Here is a 20,422-nt window from a genome sequence, read left to right on the forward strand (position 1 = left end):
TTTTTTATTTAATAAAGGTAATGAAAGCCAAGGTAATATAGTCATTAAGGTGATGTATAGTCTAGTGTGCCGCATTTATAAACACCCTTTTTTTCTTATTCGTATATCATTATTTTTCCAAATTTAAATTGAAATATGTAAATATTTGAAGATCAAATCATTTCTTTCCCTATTTTATCGTAAATATATACATAATAGGGGAGGGAGTAGTATGAATGATAATTTGATACCCGTGTGGGATGAACATTTGTTTTGGTTAGAGGTTCTGCAAGATCATGCTTATTTTGTTAGAGATCATCTCTCTGTGAGCGAAGTTGACTATGTTCGTGTATCTCAGCAGTATATTTATCTTTTTGAAGAACTTATTTCTTTATTAAACTCGATTCCACGGAAAGTTTACTATAATGATGAAGGAATGATTTCTTTTGCTAAAAAAGCATGGCCGGTGGTAAAAGGCTATTTTGAGTTTGAGGGGAACTTACAATCACTTAGAATTGATAATAAAGTGAATTTAAATTTATCTCCGACGTATTTGAATGGTACACTTGCTGAAAATCAGGAATATTTACGTATTTTGACTTTCTTAGTTCAAGGAAAGAAACCCCTACCTCTTCCACTTGCAGATTTAATGGATTTATGGTTGGAAGATCAATTAGGACACGTTCTTCTATTTGAGGACTTACTAGATCCGATAGAATTAATTGCAACTAAGCAGGCGGAAACCTATATTAACAGGTACCAAGCATTTATTGTACAAAATCGGCATTTAAAAGGTTACTTACGATTTAAGGAACCAAATTTTGCACGACAAAAAGAATTTGCCAATGATGTAGGCAAGACCACGATTGAAATGAGTCAGTTTATTTATAGTATGGTGATTAGATATAAGGAAAACAAACTTTTGAATAAATCAACACTTCGCTTTCTTGAACATCATTTCCCAGAAACCTGTTATTTTATTAAAAAGCTAAGCTATTATGCACCTAGTTTAAGTGAAGAAGCTAGTAAATGCTCTCTTAGGAGACCATCTTATTCATAAAAGGGCAAAAAAAGGTACGTTAATGACAACGTACCTTTTTTAATGTACTAGTGGAAACTAAAGTGTAGTTATAGTATAGGATGATATTTTTAACCAATAGCCAATTCAAAAGAGCTAGTACAAATTCGTACTAGCTCCCCTTTATTTTAATAAACTTTATCACCGTTAAAAATAGAGTTCTTCACAACAACATAATCCACGTGACGAATAGCGTCTAAGCTAGTGCCACCAGCATATGAGATAGAAGATTGAAGGTCTTGCTCCATTTCAGTTAATGTATCCTGTAGCGCACCTTTGTGCTCTACATACATTTTTTTACCTTCAACATTTTTCTTTTCACCTTTTTGAAATTCAGAAGCTGAACCAAAATACTCTTTGAAAAGTTTTCCGTCTTTTTCTATTGTTTGACCTGGAGATTCTTCATGACCAGCAAATAGGGAACCAATCATAACCATAGTCGCACCGAATCTAACAGATTTTGCGATGTCACCATGTGTACGAATACCACCGTCAGCAATTATTGGTTTACTTGCTGCTTTTGCACACCAGCGAAGTGCTGCTAATTGCCAGCCACCAGTTCCAAATCCTGTTTTGATTTTTGTGATACAAACTTTTCCTGGCCCAATCCCAACTTTAGTTGCGTCAGCACCTGCATTCTCTAGTTCTCTTACTGCTTCAGGAGTACCAACATTACCAGCAATGACAAAGCTTTGTGGTAAATATTCCTTAATATGTTTGATCATTTTGATTACCGCGTTAGAATGACCGTGGGCGATATCAATTGTAATAAATTCTGGTACAAGCTTTTCTTCAGCTAATTGTTGAACGAAATCATATTCTTCATCTTTCACTCCAACACTAATTGATGCGATTAATCCACGCGATTGCATATCTTTAATAAAATCTTGACGTTTCTCTGGCTCGAAGCGGTGCATCACATAAAAATATCCATTTTCAGCTAAATAAGTGGCAATTTTCTCATCGATAATTGTTTGCATATTTGCTGGAACAACAGGTAATTTAAATTTATGTCCCCCTAATGATACAGTCGTATCACACTCAGAACGGCTATTAACCACACATTTTGCAGGAATTAGTTGTATATCTTCATAGTCAAATACATTTTCCATTGTATAACACCCCTAAATACGAATATTAAAAGTTTTTACTAATATAATTGTTCGTCCCTTAGGTAATTTACATCATTTTTGAAGGGATGTCAAAACTTTTTTAAAGCAATTTCATTAAAATGCGGGTGATTTTATATGAAATTGTTGATCGCTAAATGGAAATATTCTCAATCTCTACCTTTATTATGATGATTGTTATCCCTATCAATTCATTTGTAAGTTCCCGACTCCTAAGAAAAATGATTTTATAAGATTTTCTTTAAGGTTTTTTTAAGGTTGAGTCGTAATAATTACCCTATCAAATGATCATTTCATTTAAGGAGGAAAAAGCATTGAAAAAGTGGATTTCAATTGGTGTTGTCGTGCTTATTTTAGCAGGTGGGGGCTTTTGGTTGTATAAAGGAAATAAAACAGTAACTACTGCTAGTGCGCAAGTGATGACGACAACAGTAGTAAAAGGTGATATTGAGGTGCAAGTAACTGGTTCTGGTTCTGTTTCCTCTATTAACAGCAACGATGTTACATCTTCTTATGGTGGAGAGGTAGACGAGGTTCTTGTAAGTGAAAACGATGTGGTGGAAGAGGGAACAGAGCTTATTACATTCACAGATGGAAGTGATCCAATTACAGCTCCACATGCTGGAACTGTTACGACCTTGGATGTTGAAAGTTGAAAGTGGAAGCAATGTACAAAATGGACAAGTGGTGGCACACATAACTGATTATGAAACACTTCAAACAGTTATTTCTGTAGATGAGCTTGATATTGCCAGTATTAAAGAAGGACAAACAGCTGAAATAACGGCTAGTGCATTTCCTGATGATACGTTCACAGGAACGGTGACGAGTGTTTCAAAAGAAGGAACCTCTGAGAATGGTGTATCAAGCTTTGAAGTAGCTGTGCAATTTGATGATTCAAAAAATCTATTAATTGGTATGTCAACCGAGGTAAGTATTACAACAGAAAGTAAACAAGGAGTTATATATGTTCCAATTGAAGCAGTGAAAATGCAAGGGAACGAGAAATATGTGACAGTTCAAAATTCTGAATCGGCAACCGAAGAAGATGCGGAAACAACAAGGCAAGTTGTTGAAACAGGAATTAATGATGATCAAAATATTGAAATTGTTTCTGGTTTAGAAGAAGGACAAATTATTCAACTGGCGATTACAATTTCTGCTGAAAGCAGCTCATCAACTGAAGAAACAGGAGGGTTCCCAGGTAATGGTGCAGCCGGAATTCCAACCGGTGGCGCAGGTGAGTTCCCAAGAGGTACAGGTGAGACTGGTACACGTCCTAATGGTATGGGAAGAGGCGGAGAATAATGGGAAAACCAGTTATTGAAATACAAAAAATGTCCAAATCCTATGAACTTGGTGGTGAAACAGTTAAGGCTTTGCGAGAGGTGTCCCTTCAAATAGATGCAGGGGACTTCCTTTCAATAATAGGACCGTCTGGCTCAGGAAAATCAACATTTATGAATATGATCGGCTGCTTAGATAAACCAGATTCAGGTGAATATTTACTAGATGGAAAGGTAGTTAGCAGTATGAAGGACAAGGAGCTTGCCGCAATAAGAAATAACAAAATTGGTTTTATTTTTCAACACTTTAATTTGCTAAATAAGCTTTCGGCACTTGAAAATGTAGAACTACCACTCGTATATAGAGGAATAGGCGTTAAGGAACGAAGAGAAAAAGCGATTGAAAGCTTAAAAGGAGTTGGTCTTGGTGAACGAATCCATCACCTACCAACACAGTTATCAGGAGGACAGCAACAAAGAGTTGCGATTGCCAGAGCCTTAGCAGGGGATCCTCCTGTTTTGCTGGCGGATGAACCAACTGGAGCACTCGACAGCAAAACAAGTAAAGAGTTGTTAAGCATGTTAAAGGAATTAAATGGACGAGGACAAACAATTGTTATTATTACCCATGATTTAGAAGTTGCGAGAGAAGCAAGCAGGATCGTTCGAATTCAGGATGGACAATTGTTTGAAAATGGAGGTGATTGGTTTGAACCTAGTCGAGTCTATCAAGATGGCATTCAAGAGTATCAAGAACAATAAAATAAGAGCACTTTTAACAATGCTTGGTATTATTATCGGAGTTGCCTCGGTTATTACACTAGTCGGCGTAGGTCAGGGCTCCTCACAATCGGTAACGGAAGATATTGGTAGCTTAGGAACAAACCTTCTTACCTTGAGTGTTAATGATACAACATCAGTACAGCTGAAGGAAGACCAACTTACACAATTTGAAGAATTAAGGGGGATTTCAAAAGTAGCCCCTGTTGTAACTGGTAGAGTCAGTAGCAAGAATGGAGAAAATTCTACTCAAGTTTCGATTACAGGTACCAATTCTACTTATTTATCTGTTAGAAGCTTAACGCTCAGTCAAGGTCGATTTATCTCAGATATGGACAATGAATTGCGACAAAAAGTAGTTGTACTTGGTTCAGATACTGCTAGCACTCTTTTTCCAAATCAAAACCCAGTAGGGCAGAGTATACAGGTTGAAGGAGTATCATTCAAAGTAGTTGGGGTTCTTGAATCTGTCGGAACTTCGCTTGGAATGAGTGGGGATAGTGTGATTGTTGCTCCTCTTTCAACAACTCAGAGAGTAGTAAAGAATACAACAATAGGTACAATTTATTTTCAAGCTGAAAGTGAAGATCGTATTAATCTTGCCAAATTTCAAGTACAAGGCTTAATGACTACACTTTTCCCTAATTCAAGTGACTACTATTCTGTATCAACACAGGAAGATTTAATGAAGACGATGAGCTCCGTTTCAAATACAATGTCACTTATGCTTGGAGGAATTGCTAGTATTTCCTTGCTTGTCGGGGGAATTGGAATTATGAACATTATGTTAGTTTCTGTTTCTGAAAGAACCAAGGAAATCGGTATCCGGAAAGCTATTGGTGCAAATCGTCAATCGATCTTACTGCAGTTTTTAATTGAAGCCATCGTCCTTAGTACCCTTGGTGGTTTAATCGGTGTTTTTTTAGGATTAGGTGTTTCAAAGCTGATGGAGTTATTTTCAAGCATCACCATCTCATACTCTCTGTCAGTTACATCACTTGCGTTTTTGTTTTCTTTATTAATCGGAGTTGTATTTGGAGTCTTTCCAGCAAATAAAGCGTCAAAACTAAATCCAATTCAAGCATTGCGTCAGGAATAACGTTAACCCAAATTACTTAAATCAAGTTTTAGGGTATTAGGTGAACTTTTAAAAAAAGGGATAAAAAAAGAGGTGCGAGACGATGCAAGTAAAAAAAGGAATGAATGTAATAGTAATGGGATCAATGATCACCTTCACAACACTTTCTTCTTTTCCTATAGAACAAGTGAAAGCCGAAGAAAATGTAACAATAGCAAACTCTACCAGACTATCTGCTCTAGAAATCGCTGAATTCGAGTTAGATCAAACCTTTTCTAGCAATATAGGTGAATACACCGCAACGGTTTCAAATGAAATGAAAACCATGAATATTCTATTAAACACCGAAACAGAAGGTGCGGTAATCGCGATAAACGGAGAGGAAGTCGATAGTAACAAGCAACTAGCTTATTCTCTTGAAACAGGTAAAAATATGTTTGCAATTTCTGTAACGAAAGACAGTGAAGTATCAACCTACAGTTTAATAGTTGTGCGTGAACAAAATGAAAATAGCAGTTTATCTAATCTAACTTTATCTGAAGGAAAAGTAAACTTTTCATCAACTGTTAAACACTACTCTGTTGATGTCGGAAATGCAGTTCGTTCCTTAATTGTTACACCAACTACAGCTGTGGATACATCAACAGTTCATGTGAATGGAACAAAAGTGGACCCTAATAAGGGAGTTTCTATCAATCTCCCAGTAGGTGAAACAAAAGTTTCTATTGTTGTCACAGCAGAAGATGGTAGCCAGACAACTTATTTTGTTGCAATTACGAGAATAGAAGACACGAACAACGATACGGTTACAACAGAAAATACTTCTTCGTCAACATCAAAGAAACAACAAACTGGATCTAATGCCGTTCCGACCTCAGGAACCAATCCTTCACGTTCTTCCTCTGACCTAGCAAATATGACAGGTTCAACAATTACAGGGAGCACAAGTGCTTCGTCAAAAGGGGATAGTACTTTAGAGGAAACATCAACAACTGCAAATTTATCCGCATTAAACATCACATCAGGTACGTGGAATAAATCGTTTGATCCGGATACTTATACCTATCATATTGCTGTAGCAGCAGATGTTAGCAGTGTGACAATTTCGCCAACTGCAGAATATAGTGGTGCAGAAATTGAAATCGAAGGTGGAACAAGCACGACAATTAGCCTTCCGGACCAAGCAACAACAGCCATTTCCATAAAAGTGAGTAACGATACTGACCGAAAAACATATGTATTGGTGTTTGATAAGGATGTAGAAGAAGATACAACGTCAGATACAATAACTGCAACTGAAACAACTTCAGAAGTTGAGCTATCTGAGGCACCGACTGGTCTTGAGCCACCTTCGAATAACGGAAGTGATCGAGCCAACAAAGAAATGGCAGTAACGAATCAAACAACTTCAGAATCATCGAAATCGTTCTGGAACTGGATTAAATCTTTCTTTACTTTTTAATAAATCATAAAACCTCACAAACGAAATCTTAGGTTTGTGAGGTTTTTGTTGGCTTCAGAATTACTATTAAGTTGTCTTACTCATATACATCACATACGTAGATCGATCTTCATCTATCTCCGCAGAAATCTTTTCGTACTCTTCATTTTGAATCCATAAATAATCATTTCCAAGAAGTGATAATGCTTCTTCATGTGAATATAAATCATATGTAAAGATGAGGGGTGACTCACTGAACTCTTTGAAGTCCCTGACTTCAAGTGTAACATGTGAATAGCGATCGGCTTGATCAAAAACATATTCATCAGTGTCTTCTTCGACATAAATGACATAATATTCTTCTTCAAGACTTGAGGAGGTTTTTTGATAAACCTTTTTTCCTTTAATAAAAAAATCACATAAACGACGACAGTAAATTTCGTATGGATCAGCAAACTCGTAATGATATAAAGCTGGATATCCATTGCGTTCATCATTTAGCCGATATTCCAATTTATAACTTTTTTTCATATTTACCTCCAAATTTGTGATTGTTTTTACTATACTATAAAAGGGTAGTTCATGACGGGGGAATTTTCCAAAAACTTGTCAAAATTTATTGATACAATTCTTATGCTTTTTAAGGAGGGGTGTTTTCTTGAGTAAAACAAGTAAGCTATTAACTGGCATTATTTCAGCTTCGATGATTACGGCAGCAGGTTGTGGGAATAATCAATCATTACCGCCCGTCCCAGAAGATTCAGAATGTGGCGATTGGGAGTGGGAAGCGGATGAAGGCGTTTGGGAATGTGATGACGACTATTCATCACATTACGGCCACTATTATTATGGGGGAAAATATTATTCGACGAAAAGCAGCCTTAAATCGAGCTCTGCTTATAAAAGCTATCAGTCTAGCAGTTCTTTTAAAGGAGGGGGCTCTAGTTCGGGCTTTGGAAAGGGATCTAGTGGAGGATTTGGTGGGTAATGTCTCAACCATTTAACCTAACAGAACATCAACACAACCGAAAAAGAATGTATCAAAAACTCGATTCCTTCTGGCACGACCTTTATGAAAGTGAATATGCATTATATGATATAGCCCTAATGACTAGTGAAGAAATCGAGGAAATACGCCTAGCCACAAATCGCATTGGCCATATTTTTTTGAAAATGGGGAATTTACTTAGAAGCTCTCCTGATGAATCTTTGCTTCAGCTTGATATTCCAAAGAATATGCTTCCGTTCATCCGACACCGTGCTCTACCAATTGATACAGTCATATCAAGGGTTGATTTAGTTAAAACAAGTGAAGGGCTAAAGGTACTTGAGTTAAATAGCGATACACCCACATTTGAAAAAGAAGTCTTTGATGTGAACCGCTTTTTATGCCAAGAATTTGGAGTTGATGACCCAAATGAGGGGCTATCCGAAAAGCTTGGAAGTGAAATGAGAAAAGCGATAGCTGAAGCCCTACATCGCAGCAAACATAATGAACCTCCGTATATTGTTTTTACCTCCCATGAAGAACATGAGGAAGATAAGTTCACAACGATCTTTCTAAAAGATCTGGCAAATGTAGGAGCTAATTATGTTCCCTTACATAAATTAAGGATTCAAAAGGGTGAAGGGCTATATGATGATGAAGGAAACAGAATTGATGTATTGTATCGTCAGACCTATCCGTTGGAGCATTTAATTGAAGATGTGAGTGAAGAGTCCGGAGATCCGATTGGTGAGCAATTACTTCAACTTGTTTGTTCCAATAAGTTGATTATGTTAAACCCAATTTCAGCATTTCTCCTTCAATCAAAAGCTGTTCAGGCAGCAATTTGGGGGATGAAGGAGCTTGATTCGCCTTATTTTACGGAAACAGAAAAACAATGGATTTATCAATATTTTTTACCAACATACCTTGAGGAAGATATTTTTATTAAAAATGGAATGAAGTATGTGAAAAAACCAAGTTTTGGTAGAGAAGGAGATACAGTTTCTGTGTTTCAAGGGACTGAAAAACTATTTGAGGACAAACATAAAACGTATGAGAAATCTCTACCAGTTTATCAAAAATATGTGGACCTTCCCTCTCAACAGATCAAAACGATGAATGGTATTCTTGAAGGAAAAGTATTAATAGGAAGTTTCCTTATTAACGGAAAAGCAAGTGGAATAGGACTAAGAGCAGGCAAGCAAATTACAGACAATAATGCCTACTTTTTACCTTTAGGAATACAAAAAGGAAGGGAATGAGAAGATGACATTTTTAGACTTATTTTTATCAACGGTTTCTTATATTGGATTGGCTATTGTTTTGTTGATCATTGGGATTATTTTGTTTGAAATAACAACAAAGAACAAAGAATTTGAACTAATCAAAAACGGGAATAAAGCAGCTGTTTATGCGTTTGGTGGTAGAATTTTAGGGCTTGCTATTGTTCTTTATTCATCAATCTCTAATTCTGTTAATATCTTTGATATGGTGATTTGGGGAAGCATTGCGATTGTGATGCAGATTATTATTTTCTATTTAGCAGAGCTTTTAACACCAAAGTTTAATATTACAAAAGCAATCGACGATGATAACCAAGCTGTTGGATTATTTTTATTATTTTTGTCGATATCAATCGGACTTATCATTGCTGCATCATTAACATATTAATAGAAAAAAGCGGGGGAACTAAGGTTTTACCGCTTTTTTGTCATTTAGCTAGTATTTTAAAATTGTCTTAAACTGACACTTTATTGTCAAAAAAATACCCTAATAAAACCAAGCTCCTAAGCGTATTGTTATGTGAAGGGATTGGTTTTTTTATTCGTATTAGTACTAGGAAGCGAGTTAGGGTAAGTGTTTTACTATAAAAAATTGAGGGAAAGGTACAACAGTCGTTTCGCTCTTTTACAACATTTTCTGTTAAAATAAACCAATAAGCCTCTTACATAATGAGGTTATTACTCGTATACATTTTTCTAATCTTTTCGAATTTATACGAATTTTACTTCAGTTTAAATTTAAAAGGATTGCAGGAGGAAAATATGACAAGAGAAGATCAACTAATTGAAAAATCATTTTATGAAACATTTTTATCTGATGGTGATAACAGGCGTCCATCACGGATCCTTGGTCAGGCCTATTTTGAGGAACAAAATCGAGAAGAAAGCTTTGATTTGTCATATATTCGCTTTGCTCAAGGAGAAATCTATTTTCATGATTTGGATTATGAGGCTGCTATTTTTAAATGGGAAAATATTAAAAATGAGTTGGAGCCTTGGGCGAAGATGAATATAGGTGATGCCTACTCTCAGCTTGGATTGTTATCTGCAGCAGAGGATATGTATAATTCAATTGAGACAAGTGAGGATACATTAAAAAGTGAGGTTGCTTTAAAGCTCTTTTTTCTTTATAAGGAAAGAGGAAAAATGGAACATGCTTATGAAACAATAAAAAAAGCGGTTTTATTGGATCCGGATTATCCAAATGTAACACGAGTTGCACGCGATTTTTACGAAGAAAATGAAGATGATGAGAATGCTGTTAAACTGGCTGTTGATGAGCTTATTCGTACTGAAAAAGAAGAATGGTTTTCAGTTATTACCTCATATGTAAAAGCAGGCAACACCAAAAGCTTTTTACCAGACTTTTTTGCAGATGCTTTACTTACCATTCATGACGTTAATAAACAATCCTTCATCTCTTTTACTCATGCATTATGGAATAGTTATAGAAATGAAGAGTCATATCTTCAATGGATCAATACGATTAACGAGTTGTTTATGATTGTTCAACATGAAGAGGAGTTTGAGTGGAATCAAATCGTTCAACTTTATGAAGAAACATTTATTGAATTAACAGATGGACGCTACTTTCTACAAGACCTTCAAGTAGTGATGCCTAATCTATTATCTTGCTGGTTAAAGCTCTCAACAAGAGAAAATGGGTTAACGCCAGCTGCCACTGTTTTAGCCTGGAATGAAATTTTTTCTGGTCACATTATTCACGATAGTATATATCGTGCAGAAGCAATTATTTTTGAAGTGGAGAACAACCAAAGTGGATTGCAGCAGGCTCTACAATTATTTAAAACAGTGAAAAAGTGGGCGGAAGGACATTCTCTTGCTGTTGATTATAAAACGGTATGGTGGTTGGAGGAATTACTTAATTCGAATATTAAGCAGCATTTCTTACTTGCAGGATTCGAAGGTAGTGGAAAAACAACATTTATGCACTCACTCCTAGGTGAAAAACCGTATAAAGGTACAACAGCTTCTATGGTCATTTTCCACGATGATGATGAACTGTCATTCAGTCAGATCACAAGTACGGGACATCGTTTTCTTGAAAACCAACGTGAAATGCTTGAGCATATGGAGGAAACTTCTTTATTCCAAGTAAAGCAACCATGTATCTTTTTACATGAAAATCAATGTGCCATTATTGACACACCTTCCTTAAACGGTAGTTTTAGAAATGAATTTTTTGACACATTATTGTTAGCAGATGGAGTATTTTTTGTTTTGGACGGAGCTGATCCTCTTTCAGATGAAGAGTATAATGTATTATGTCAAATGAAAAAATTTGCTCCAGATATAAATGTTCATTTTATTTTAAATAAGGTAGATTTAATTGCGAGTGACGTAAATACACAAGCAACCATTAATGATATAAAAAGAAAAGTTGTAAATATTTATCCAGAGGCAGATATTCTGCCATATTCTTCTTTACATCCATTTAGTCAGCAATCGAGCAAGCTTAACACGTTTGTAAACACACATTATCCTTTTGATATGAAAGAAAAGCCAAACAAAAGAACAGCTAATGTGCTAACGTTAATTCGACATGTTCTAACTGATTTGCTTCATAAAAGAGAAGAAATGGAGAAAGGCTTTATCTATTCCATTCAATGGAATGAAGACATTTTAGGAAGATTAAAAGGCTTGAGTCTAAAATTAAAAGATCTTCAACATGAAAAAGTGGAGACTATTATTGCTGCATACAGAACCTTACTAAAAGAAAGTAAAACAGAGTTAATGGAAACCATTCCAAGGCTGTTAAAAGAAAGCTCAGAATATATTAAGGAAGATAGTGATTTTAAAGAAATTCACTTAAACTTAAATGAGAAGATGAATGAAAAAATACAATCGTATATTGAAGAAACACTACTTCCTACCGTTTATCATCAGCTGGATACCTGGGTATCAGCTTCTCACGATGAATTCCTTGAAAGTCAATCTTTCTTAGTGGAGATGAGTGAAACGTTCAATGATATTTATCAAGAGAAAAAGCTTTCTTTACAATGTGATTTTGCGCTTTTAGATGATTGGCGCCGAGATTTAGACAGAATGACAGGTCGAATTCAATATGAAAAAGAAAACATTATGTTAAAGAAAAAACCTGCTCAGTTATTATTAAAAGGTGCTGGTAGGCTATTGGGTACAATGAATCAAAGCAACAATATGCTCTATAATCAATACAAGAAATATGTTGAAAATGAAACATATGAAGAAGTAACAGCCTCTATTGCGAATAAACTATTTTTGCCATTTGAATTATTTGAAAAGGGCTTAAGTCAAGATGTTACATCCTTTTTCCAAGGTGCCATTCAAGAGGTGAAGGAAACGATTGCTGAAACAGAAACCATTATCCAGGATGGAAAAGAAAGCTTGGATAACATGAGAACAAATCCTGAGGTCTTTTATGATCCTTTAAAATTATTTGAGGTAAACCTACTTCAGCAGGAATTTAGCCTACAAGCTAAGAAAGATTACAGTCGAACAGGTTGAAAGTAGAAGAGACTATTCCTTATGTGCTGAACCCTAAAAGTTAGAATTGGTTCGCCTAACTTTTGGGTGCACATCATTAGGAAAGGTCTCTTTTTTATGCAAGTTAATTGAGAAAAGAATATAATGAAGGTAACATGAATTCATAACCAACAAGGCACGTAAGTCATAACTACCTGAGGAGAGTACATATATGGTAAAACATAAAAAGTTTAATTTAAAAATCCCCCTTCTACTTATGCTTTTATTAATTATTGTGGCTTTTATTCCAACGCCTTACTACCTTTACCAACCAGGTTCGATCGAAGCGTTGCAGCCAAAAATTAAGGTAGAGGATGGGTACACTAAGGAAGATGGAAGCTTTCATTTAACGACAATTTTGTCGATCAAGGCAATGAATCCATACATATTGGCTTATGGGCTAGTAGCTCCGCATACTGATATTGTAAAGGAAGAGGATGTTAAAGGGGATTTAACAGATCAGGAGTATAATAGATTACTCGAATTTATGATGAAGAATTCTAAGCAAAATGCGCTAGTTGCTGGTTTTAAACAAGCTGGAGAAGAGGTTGAGATTGATTATCATGGAATTTTTGTTAGTGCAATTTTGGCAGACTCTCCAGCAAAAAATGTTCTTCAAGTAGGAGATGTCATCACAAGTATCGATGGTAAAAAAATGTATGAGGCAACTGAATTTATTTCGTATATAGAACAAAATAAAAAAGAGGGTGATCAAGCTACACTAACAATCACTCGCGGAGGAGAAGAAATAAAGAAAACAGTAGAAATGGTGAAACTGGACCCATCAACTAATAAAGTGGGAATTGGTATTGCCCCAGAGGAAGATTTTACAGCAACCGTCCCTAGAGAGGTTAAAATTGAAAGTGATGATATTGGCGGTCCTTCAGCAGGTCTAATGTTTTCCTTGGAAATCCTCAATCAGCTAATAGCTGAAGACTTAACTAAAGGTTATAAAATTGCCGGAACTGGGACAATTGATCATAACGGAAACGTAGGACAAATAGGCGGGATTTCTCATAAAATTACAGCAGCCTATGAAGACGGAGCTGACATCTTCTTTGCACCGAAAGACATCACTTCTTATGATCAAAATGAAAAAGAGGTTATAGCAGAAGTCGAGAAGAATGACTATGAGGTAGAAGTTGTGCCAGTAGCAACCTTGTCTGAAGCTGTTGAATATTTAGAGGGACTAGAGGAGAAGAGTTAAATATGTTTTGTGGAAGAAGCCTGGTTTGGGCTTCTTTCTTTTAGTTTTTAAAATTAGAGTACAAGTCGAATTGCGTGTTGGTCGCGTCAGTTACGAGTTGTCGCGTCAAAAAGGGATTTGGTTAAGTCAAAACCGCAAAAAGTCATGTCAAAAAGACTAGAGGTTAAGTCAAATTGCGTGAAGGTCGCGTCAGTTACGAGTTGTCGCGTCAAAAATACGTATGGTTAAGTCAAATCCGTAAAAAGTCCCGTCGAAAAGACAAGAGGTTAAGTCAAAATTGCAAAAAGTCATGTCAAAAAGACCAGAGGTCAAGTCAAAATGCGTGTCGGTCGCGTCGCTTACGAGTAGTCGCGTCAAAAATACGTATGGTTAAGTCAAATCCGTAAAAAGTCACGTCAAAAAGACCAGAGGTCAAGTCAAAATGCGTGTCGGTCGCGTCGCTTACGAGTGGTCGCGTCAAAAATACGTTTGGTTAAGTCAAAACCGCAAAAAGTCACGTCAAAAAGACCGGAAGTCAAGTCAAATTGCGTGTTGATCACGTCACGTACGAGTTGTAGCGTCAAAAATACATTTGGTTAAGTCAAAACCGCAACAAGTCACGTCAAAAAGACCAGAGGTCAAGTCAAAATGCGTGAAGGTCGCGTCGCTTACGAGTGGTCGCGTCAAAAATGCCTGTGGTTAAGTCAAAACCTCAACAAGTCCCGTCAAAAAGACCAGAAGTCAAGTCAAATTGCGTGTTAATCACGTCACGTTCGAGTTGTCGCGTCAAAAATACATGTGGTTAAGTCAAAATCGCAACAAGTCCCGTCAAAAAGACTAGTTGTCGCGTCAAAATGCTTGTTAGTCACGTCACTTACGAATTGTCACGTCAAAAATACGTTTGGTTAAGTCAAAAGCGCAAAAAGTCACGTCAAAAAGACCAGAGGTCAAGTCAAAATGCGTGAAGGTCGCGTCGCTTACGAGTAGGTTCGTCAAATCCTCTGCCTATAAACAGAAGAAAACGCTCTAACTATTGTCAGAGCGTCCTCGTTCAGTACAACTTACAACTATAACACTAAAGATGCAACAATTCAGGCCGCTCACAAGTGCTTTCCATTATATAATGAGTACTGTTGCTAGATGAATCGTGGAATCCATGCATAGCTTCTAACACATGATAAGCTAAATCTCCATTGGCGCGGAACTTACCTCCATGTAAAATGGCTTTTGCCATGTCAGCTACACCTAACCCTCGGCTGTTATCGATATAATCAGATGTTACAGGTATATCAACGAATTCTTTTTCACCACGTTTTCTAATGCGCACTGGCCCGCCAAATGTATTTGGATCAGGAACAAGCAGGGTACCTTCACTCCCGTATATTTCAATTGGGGGAAGGGAGGTGCCACCCATCGCATCGAAACTTGTCGTAAGAGTTGCAACAGCACCAGATGCAAAATCTAAAACACCGGAAATATGAGTTGGTGTTTTAACTGTCAGCTTTTCACCAGATTTTGGTTCACTTGTTATGATTCGTTCGGAATAGCTAATTCGGGCTGATCCAGAAATTCGCTTAATCGGTCCCAACAGAGATACTAGTGTAGTTAAATAGTACGGCCCCATGTCAAACATTGGGCCACCTCCAACATCATAGTAAAATCCAGGATCTGGATGCCAATGTTCGTGGCCACGGCTAATCATAAAGGCAGAGGCTCCAATCGGAGTGCCGATTTCTCCTTTTTCAATAAGAGAGATGCTTGTTTGAATGCCTCCTCCTAAAAAGGTATCAGGAGCACTTCCAACTAAGAGATTGTTTTTCTTTGCTGTTTCTAAAATTTGCTTACCTTCTTCACGAGTTATGCTAAGTGGTTTTTCTGTATACACATGCTTACCAGCCTCGAGTACTTTCATACAGACTGAGGCATGAGCTTTCGGGATCGTTAAATTTATCACTAATTGGATCTCAGGGTCATTCAGTAACTCTTCAACAGAATAAGCATGAGGAATCCCGAATTTTGCTGCTTGTGATTTGGCACGCTCCTGATCTAAATCTGCACAAGCGATAAGGTCAAGATGCTCAAACTTTTGACAGTTTTCCAGATAAATGGAGCTGATATTACCACAGCCGATTATTCCGATTTTTAGCTTTTTCATATAGACACCCTCCAGAGTTATTAAGACTATTGACTGTCACCCATTCCAGTGTATTTACGACTAATTCCATTGCTAGACAAAACCAACTCTTCAGCACGTTGTTTACCATCAGCAGCCCATAAGAAACCTTTTCTCATGATATGAGTAACCTCTGGCATGGAGACTATATTAGCTTTATGGCCTAATGAATTATAAAACACATTTCCTTGTCCCCAACGTTTTGTCCAAACAACTGGCATATCTACTGCTTTGTTTGTTGCGTGGGGACCATCAACAACTGGAAAACGTGTTGTAGCTAGTACTTCAACAGCAGGGTCTACATGAAGATAATACTGTTCACTTACTACTTTAAAATCAGAAAGGCCTTCTAAAAGAGGACTTGTTGAATGCTTAATGTTGACCATATATTCAACACCATCATTACCTGGGTGTGCAACCCAATTTCCACCTGTCATAAACTGCCAGTCAACATTATTGCGAAAAGAATCACACATTCCACCATGACAACCGGCTAAGCCAACACCGCTAATAACAGCATCTGAAATATTGAGAACATATTTCTTATCTATTTCACCCATTGTCCAGTGTGGAACAATTAAGTCGAAGGATTTTAATTTTTCTGGATCTGCGTAAGATTCAAGGGAGGAAGATACTTCTACCGAGAAGTTTTCTTCTTCGAGAATGGTTTTAAAAATTTGAGCAACTTGCTCAGGTTCATGTCCATCCCAGCCTCCCCAAACAATTAAAGCGTTTTTTTCACTCATTCTTTTTTCTCCTCTCTATTAAACTTCCGAAACGGTTATCCATTGTCGTTTTTCAATTGATAAATCAACAGCCTCTAGAACTTGTTGACATTTCACACCGTCATGAAAATTTGGAACAGGCTGACGGTCTTCCTTAATTGCATCCATTAGCTCTACTATTTCATGGATAAATGTATGTTCATAACCAATTGTATGTCCAGGTGGCCACCAGTTCTCTGCATAAGCATGGGGAGGATCTGTTGCTAACACACGTCGGAACCCCTGTACATCATCTCTGTCTTCAGTGAAGTAGACTTGTAATTCATTCATTCGTTCAAAATCAAAGATAACACTGCCTTTGCTTCCGTTGATTTCAAAGGAATTTGTACAACGATGACCTGTGCCGTAACGAGTCGCTTCAAAGCTGCCTAATGCCCCATTTGCAAAACGTGTCATAAACAAGGTTGCATCATCAACCGTGACCTTTCCTTTTTCAGTCTGAGTTTCACCTTTTGAGGATAGGCCAGATGTATTTGTCGGGAGAGGTCTTTCTTTAATAAATGTTTCACTCATTCCGATTACTTCTGTCATGTCACCAATTAGGTAGTGAGCTAAATCAATTAAGTGTGCTCCTAAATCTCCATGTGAACCTGAGCCGGCTATATCTTTTTGAAGTCTCCAGGCAAGAGGGAAGGTAGGATCAACCAGCCAATCTTGTAAAAACCAAGCACGATAATGATAGATATCACCTAATTTGCCTTCATCTATTAATTTTTTTGCAAGCATAACAGCTGGAGCAAAACGATAGTTAAAGCCGACCATATGCTTAACACCTTCTGCTTCAACAACCTCAAGCATTTCACGAGAATCTTTTAATGTAAGCGCTAACGGTTTTTCGCAGAAAACATGTTTTCCTGCTTTAGCTGCAGCAATGGTTATTTCTTTATGTACATCACTAGGTGCATTAATATCTATTAAATCAAGATCGCTTCGTTCAATTAGTGTTTTCCAGTCTGTTGTATATTCCTCCCAGCCGAATTGTTTTGCTGCTTGAGCGATACCTTCAGGATTGCGTCCACAGATTACCTTCATTTCTGGCTGGATTCTATTTGGAAAGAAAAGAGGAAGATCACGATAAGCATGACTATGTGCCTTCCCCATAAACTTGTAACCAATCATCCCAACTTTTACTGTCTTCATAACATTTCCCCTTTTCAAAGTTTGGTAGAAAACAAGTTATTACGTTGATCACGATTAGTGTCATTTCCGTGGTGAATGGAGGAGAATATGTTTATATGACACTAGTGTTATAGTGAGGATTCTCTTTCAATTAAAGTGACAGGCAGCTTCAAACTTGTTTTTTCATTGTCACCATGCAAAATACAGTTTAGTACCTTTTCTGCAGCCAGTTGCCCCATTTCATATAAAGGTACATTTACGGTACTTAATGGGGGAGAGGTCATTCTCGAAATTTCTGAGTTATCGTAGCCGATAATAAAATAATCCTTTGAAGCTAGTAAACCTCGTTCATTCAAGCCCTGCATTAGTCCAATAGCCATACGATCATTTGCTGCAAAGATTGCCTTTGATGTTTGCAGGATAGGGTAAATTTGCTCAGCAAGCTTATAGCCACTTTTACGACTATAATTTCCTTCAAAAATAAGGTCCTTATTAAATGGTATGTCTTTATCTCGTAATGCTTTCCTATAGCCTTCAAGTCGATCAAGACTATTTGAAAACTCTTTTGAACCATTTAAAAAGATAACTCTTTCAAATCCTTTGTTGAGTAAAGAAGTTGTTGCTTGATAACTTCCATCTACATGATCTCCATCAATAAAGTGAAAGGGTTGTTCTGAAAAAGTTTGATTAATTAAACAATATGGCAAATGATGTTCATGTAGATTATTAAGAGCTGTAATATCATTTGGAGTATTTTTAGCCCCTAGAATAATGCAGCCGTCTACTCGTTGAGATTGAAAAAGCTGAATGTAATCTTTTGGTTGTTCAGGAGTTTGAAATAATAAGAGTAAGCCATAACCAGATTCTCCTAGTTTTGCCCCAATTCCACTAACTAACTCTGAAAAATAGTGGGTGGACATTAAGTTAACCTTAGGTAAATAAGGAACAATTACTCCTATATTGTTGCTTTTTCCTTTTGCAAAATTTTGTGCAATAACATTAGGGTGGTAGTGAAGCTCTTTTGCAGCTTTCAGCACTTTTTTCTTCGTTTCTTCTTTCAATGGAGCTATGTTGTTAAAGACCCGTGAAACAGTGGCTTCAGAAACACCTGCTAATCTTGCAACATCTTTTCTATTAGCTAATTTATTCACCCCCCGTAAATATTATGTACACGCGTTCATTTTCTCTGTTTTTAAGGAAAATGTCAATGAAAACCAAGAGATAAAAAATAAAATGAAAAAAATTTGAATATTAGGTTTAACATGTTTTAATTGGGGTAAATAGCAAAAGACAGTATCCCCCCTGATACTTTCTATATGAAAAACTTGAGGAGCCTTCATACTTTGTATGGAGGTTTTTTCTTCGTTTATGGGTTTTATTACCTATTTTGGTAATTGGTGTTGAAATATAGAGCGGTAGGTTTTATACTTGGAAATGTAATCGGTTACAAAAAATGCCGATCGAACATGAAAAGTCATCTCCAGGGAGAATGGTACATGGTAAAAATGCGTGATGTAGCAAAATTAGCAAATGTGTCAGTCGCAACAGTTTCTAGGGTCCTGCATAATCCAGAAACTGTAAAAGAAGCAACGAGAAAGAAAGTACTGAGTGTAATTGATGAGTTAAATTATAAACCAAATATGCTAGCTCGCCAGTTTCGTAGAAATGAAACAAATATTATTCTAGTAGTTGTACCAAGTATTATGAATACTGTTTTTTCAGGTATTATTGAGGGAATAGAATACGAAGCCTCAAGACATGGATATCGGGTTTTACTAGGGAATACAAATAGAAAAGTTGAAAACGAATATGACTTAGTTGAACTACTAAAGAAAAGGCAAACAGACGGTATGATTTTATTATCAGAAAGGATGGATTCAAACGATATAAAGTCTTTGAGTGAAGAATATCCTCTTGTTCTAGCTACAGCATATATTGAGGGGTTAAAGGTACCATCTGTATCAATCGACAATGTTAGTAGTAGTCGCGAAGCTGTTGAACATCTCATTAGACTAGGTCATAAAGAAATTGCTCATATAACAGGGCCCTTGCAATTTGGAATTTCTAAAGGTCGATATAAAGGTTATAAACAAGCGCTGATGCAAAATAATTTAGAAGTTCGGAATATGCTAGTTCAAGAGGGAGATTTCACTTTTGAATCTGGCTATAATCAAATGTTGAAGTTCATGGCAATTGAGAAAACACCTACAGCTATTTTTGCTGCAAATGATGAAATGGCTATGGGGGCAGTAAAAGCAGTAAAAGAATTTGGACTTAATGTTCCTAGAGATATCGCTATTGTGGGATTCGATAATATAGCATTTTCATCAAAATTTGATCCAGCTATAACGACAGTTGCACAACCCCTTTTTGAAATGGGACAAAAGTCTATGAAATTACTATTACAGCAAATTCAAGGAAAGCCGATTATTAAGTCACAATATATATTAGATTGTGAATTAATTGTGAGAGATTCTTGTGGTGGAAAAGGTAAAGAAAAGGTAATAAATGAAAAAATCAGCACATAAAATGTAACCGATTACAAATTAAGGGAGGTGAATAGCTTAAGTTACATGAAGATTGAATGGATA

At 36.6% G+C, this 20,422-nt stretch carries 18 protein-coding genes; 12 read left to right on the top strand and 6 right to left on the bottom strand.

The genetic code is table 11. The annotated features are described in order from the left end of the window. Positions 1-211 precede the first annotated feature (211 nt). The gene (locus ACEWK1_RS16075; RefSeq protein ID WP_162987263.1) at positions 212-1,039 is read left to right on the top strand and encodes a DUF2935 domain-containing protein; all 828 of its coding nucleotides are present in this window, start codon (positions 212-214) and stop codon (positions 1,037-1,039) included. Between the two features lie 146 nt (positions 1,040-1,185). Here ACEWK1_RS16075 and guaC read toward each other — a convergent pair whose 3' ends face one another. Next, entirely contained in the window at positions 1,186-2,169 is a 984-nt protein-coding gene (gene guaC / locus ACEWK1_RS16080) for a GMP reductase (RefSeq protein WP_121660901.1), read from the bottom strand. Positions 2,170-2,501: 332 nt separating this feature from the next. On the opposite strand from guaC, the gene ACEWK1_RS16085 reads away from it, so the two are divergent. The 5 genes from ACEWK1_RS16085 to ACEWK1_RS16105 all read left to right on the top strand — a co-directional run bounded on the left by ACEWK1_RS16085 (position 2,502) and on the right by ACEWK1_RS16105 (position 6,793). Further along, complete coding sequence (locus ACEWK1_RS16085; RefSeq protein WP_232273570.1) at positions 2,502-2,843, top strand: hypothetical protein; 342 nt, start codon at positions 2,502-2,504, stop codon at positions 2,841-2,843. Then, on the top strand, positions 2,779-3,495 hold the full coding sequence (locus ACEWK1_RS16090) for an efflux RND transporter periplasmic adaptor subunit (protein ID WP_416636466.1): 717 nt from the start codon (positions 2,779-2,781) through the stop codon (positions 3,493-3,495). Before ACEWK1_RS16085 ends, ACEWK1_RS16090 begins: the two co-directional genes overlap by 65 nt. Further along, the gene (locus tag ACEWK1_RS16095) at positions 3,495-4,235 is read left to right on the top strand and encodes an ABC transporter ATP-binding protein (RefSeq protein WP_212137221.1); all 741 of its coding nucleotides are present in this window, start codon (positions 3,495-3,497) and stop codon (positions 4,233-4,235) included. Before ACEWK1_RS16090 ends, ACEWK1_RS16095 begins: the two co-directional genes overlap by 1 nt. Next, positions 4,174-5,352: an ABC transporter permease gene (locus ACEWK1_RS16100; protein WP_306821524.1), complete on the top strand. Its 1,179-nt coding sequence runs from the start codon at positions 4,174-4,176 to the stop codon at positions 5,350-5,352. The genes ACEWK1_RS16095 and ACEWK1_RS16100 overlap by 62 nt, the downstream gene beginning before the upstream one ends. An 82-nt stretch (positions 5,353-5,434) precedes the next feature. Continuing rightward, positions 5,435-6,793: a cadherin-like beta sandwich domain-containing protein gene (locus ACEWK1_RS16105; RefSeq protein WP_212137223.1), complete on the top strand. Its 1,359-nt coding sequence runs from the start codon at positions 5,435-5,437 to the stop codon at positions 6,791-6,793. Between the two features lie 66 nt (positions 6,794-6,859). Here ACEWK1_RS16105 and ACEWK1_RS16110 read toward each other — a convergent pair whose 3' ends face one another. Beyond that, positions 6,860-7,303, bottom strand: a complete 444-nt coding sequence (locus ACEWK1_RS16110; protein WP_212137225.1) for a hypothetical protein — start codon at positions 7,301-7,303, stop codon at positions 6,860-6,862. 127 nt (positions 7,304-7,430) lie between these two features. Here ACEWK1_RS16110 and ACEWK1_RS16115 point away from each other — a divergent pair, with 127 nt between their 5' ends. The 5 genes from ACEWK1_RS16115 to ACEWK1_RS16135 all read left to right on the top strand — a co-directional run bounded on the left by ACEWK1_RS16115 (position 7,431) and on the right by ACEWK1_RS16135 (position 13,775). Further along, positions 7,431-7,760, top strand: coding sequence for an aminotransferase yhxA (locus tag ACEWK1_RS16115; RefSeq protein ID WP_121660907.1), 330 nt, complete (start codon positions 7,431-7,433; stop codon positions 7,758-7,760). After that, complete coding sequence (locus ACEWK1_RS16120) at positions 7,760-9,022, top strand: glutathionylspermidine synthase family protein (RefSeq protein WP_416636467.1); 1,263 nt, start codon at positions 7,760-7,762, stop codon at positions 9,020-9,022. Before ACEWK1_RS16115 ends, ACEWK1_RS16120 begins: the two co-directional genes overlap by 1 nt. Before the next feature lie 4 nt (positions 9,023-9,026). Next, complete coding sequence (locus ACEWK1_RS16125) at positions 9,027-9,431, top strand: DUF350 domain-containing protein (RefSeq protein WP_121660909.1); 405 nt, start codon at positions 9,027-9,029, stop codon at positions 9,429-9,431. Between the two features lie 374 nt (positions 9,432-9,805). Beyond that, positions 9,806-12,550 carry a GTPase domain-containing protein gene (locus ACEWK1_RS16130; RefSeq protein ID WP_416636468.1) on the top strand — a complete coding sequence of 915 codons (2,745 nt, stop codon included), beginning with the start codon at positions 9,806-9,808 and terminating at the stop codon, positions 12,548-12,550. A 190-nt stretch (positions 12,551-12,740) separates the two neighbouring features. Further along, positions 12,741-13,775 (top strand): SepM family pheromone-processing serine protease, encoded by a 1,035-nt coding sequence (locus tag ACEWK1_RS16135; protein WP_251393663.1) that lies wholly within the window; start codon positions 12,741-12,743, stop codon positions 13,773-13,775. 1,054 nt (positions 13,776-14,829) lie between these two features. Here the strand turns inward: ACEWK1_RS16135 and ACEWK1_RS16140 are convergent. The 4 genes from ACEWK1_RS16140 to ACEWK1_RS16155 all read right to left on the bottom strand — a co-directional run bounded on the left by ACEWK1_RS16140 (position 14,830) and on the right by ACEWK1_RS16155 (position 18,982). Then, positions 14,830-15,909, bottom strand: coding sequence for a Gfo/Idh/MocA family protein (locus ACEWK1_RS16140; RefSeq protein WP_251393664.1), 1,080 nt, complete (start codon positions 15,907-15,909; stop codon positions 14,830-14,832). A 26-nt stretch (positions 15,910-15,935) separates the two neighbouring features. After that, complete coding sequence (locus ACEWK1_RS16145; RefSeq protein WP_212137237.1) at positions 15,936-16,673, bottom strand: ThuA domain-containing protein; 738 nt, start codon at positions 16,671-16,673, stop codon at positions 15,936-15,938. Between the two features lie 18 nt (positions 16,674-16,691). Further along, on the bottom strand, positions 16,692-17,852 hold the full coding sequence (locus ACEWK1_RS16150; protein WP_121660914.1) for a Gfo/Idh/MocA family protein: 1,161 nt from the start codon (positions 17,850-17,852) through the stop codon (positions 16,692-16,694). A 107-nt stretch (positions 17,853-17,959) separates the two neighbouring features. Beyond that, the gene (locus ACEWK1_RS16155; RefSeq protein ID WP_121660915.1) at positions 17,960-18,982 is read right to left on the bottom strand and encodes a LacI family DNA-binding transcriptional regulator; all 1,023 of its coding nucleotides are present in this window, start codon (positions 18,980-18,982) and stop codon (positions 17,960-17,962) included. 345 nt (positions 18,983-19,327) lie between these two features. Here ACEWK1_RS16155 and ACEWK1_RS16160 point away from each other — a divergent pair, with 345 nt between their 5' ends. Next, positions 19,328-20,359 carry a LacI family DNA-binding transcriptional regulator gene (locus tag ACEWK1_RS16160; RefSeq protein ID WP_121660916.1) on the top strand — a complete coding sequence of 344 codons (1,032 nt, stop codon included), beginning with the start codon at positions 19,328-19,330 and terminating at the stop codon, positions 20,357-20,359. Positions 20,360-20,422: the final 63 nt, after the last annotated feature.

The sequence above is a fragment of the Metabacillus sp. YM-086 genome, from assembly GCF_048059995.1.
GTDB lineage: Bacteria > Bacillota > Bacilli > Bacillales > Bacillaceae > Metabacillus > Metabacillus litoralis_B.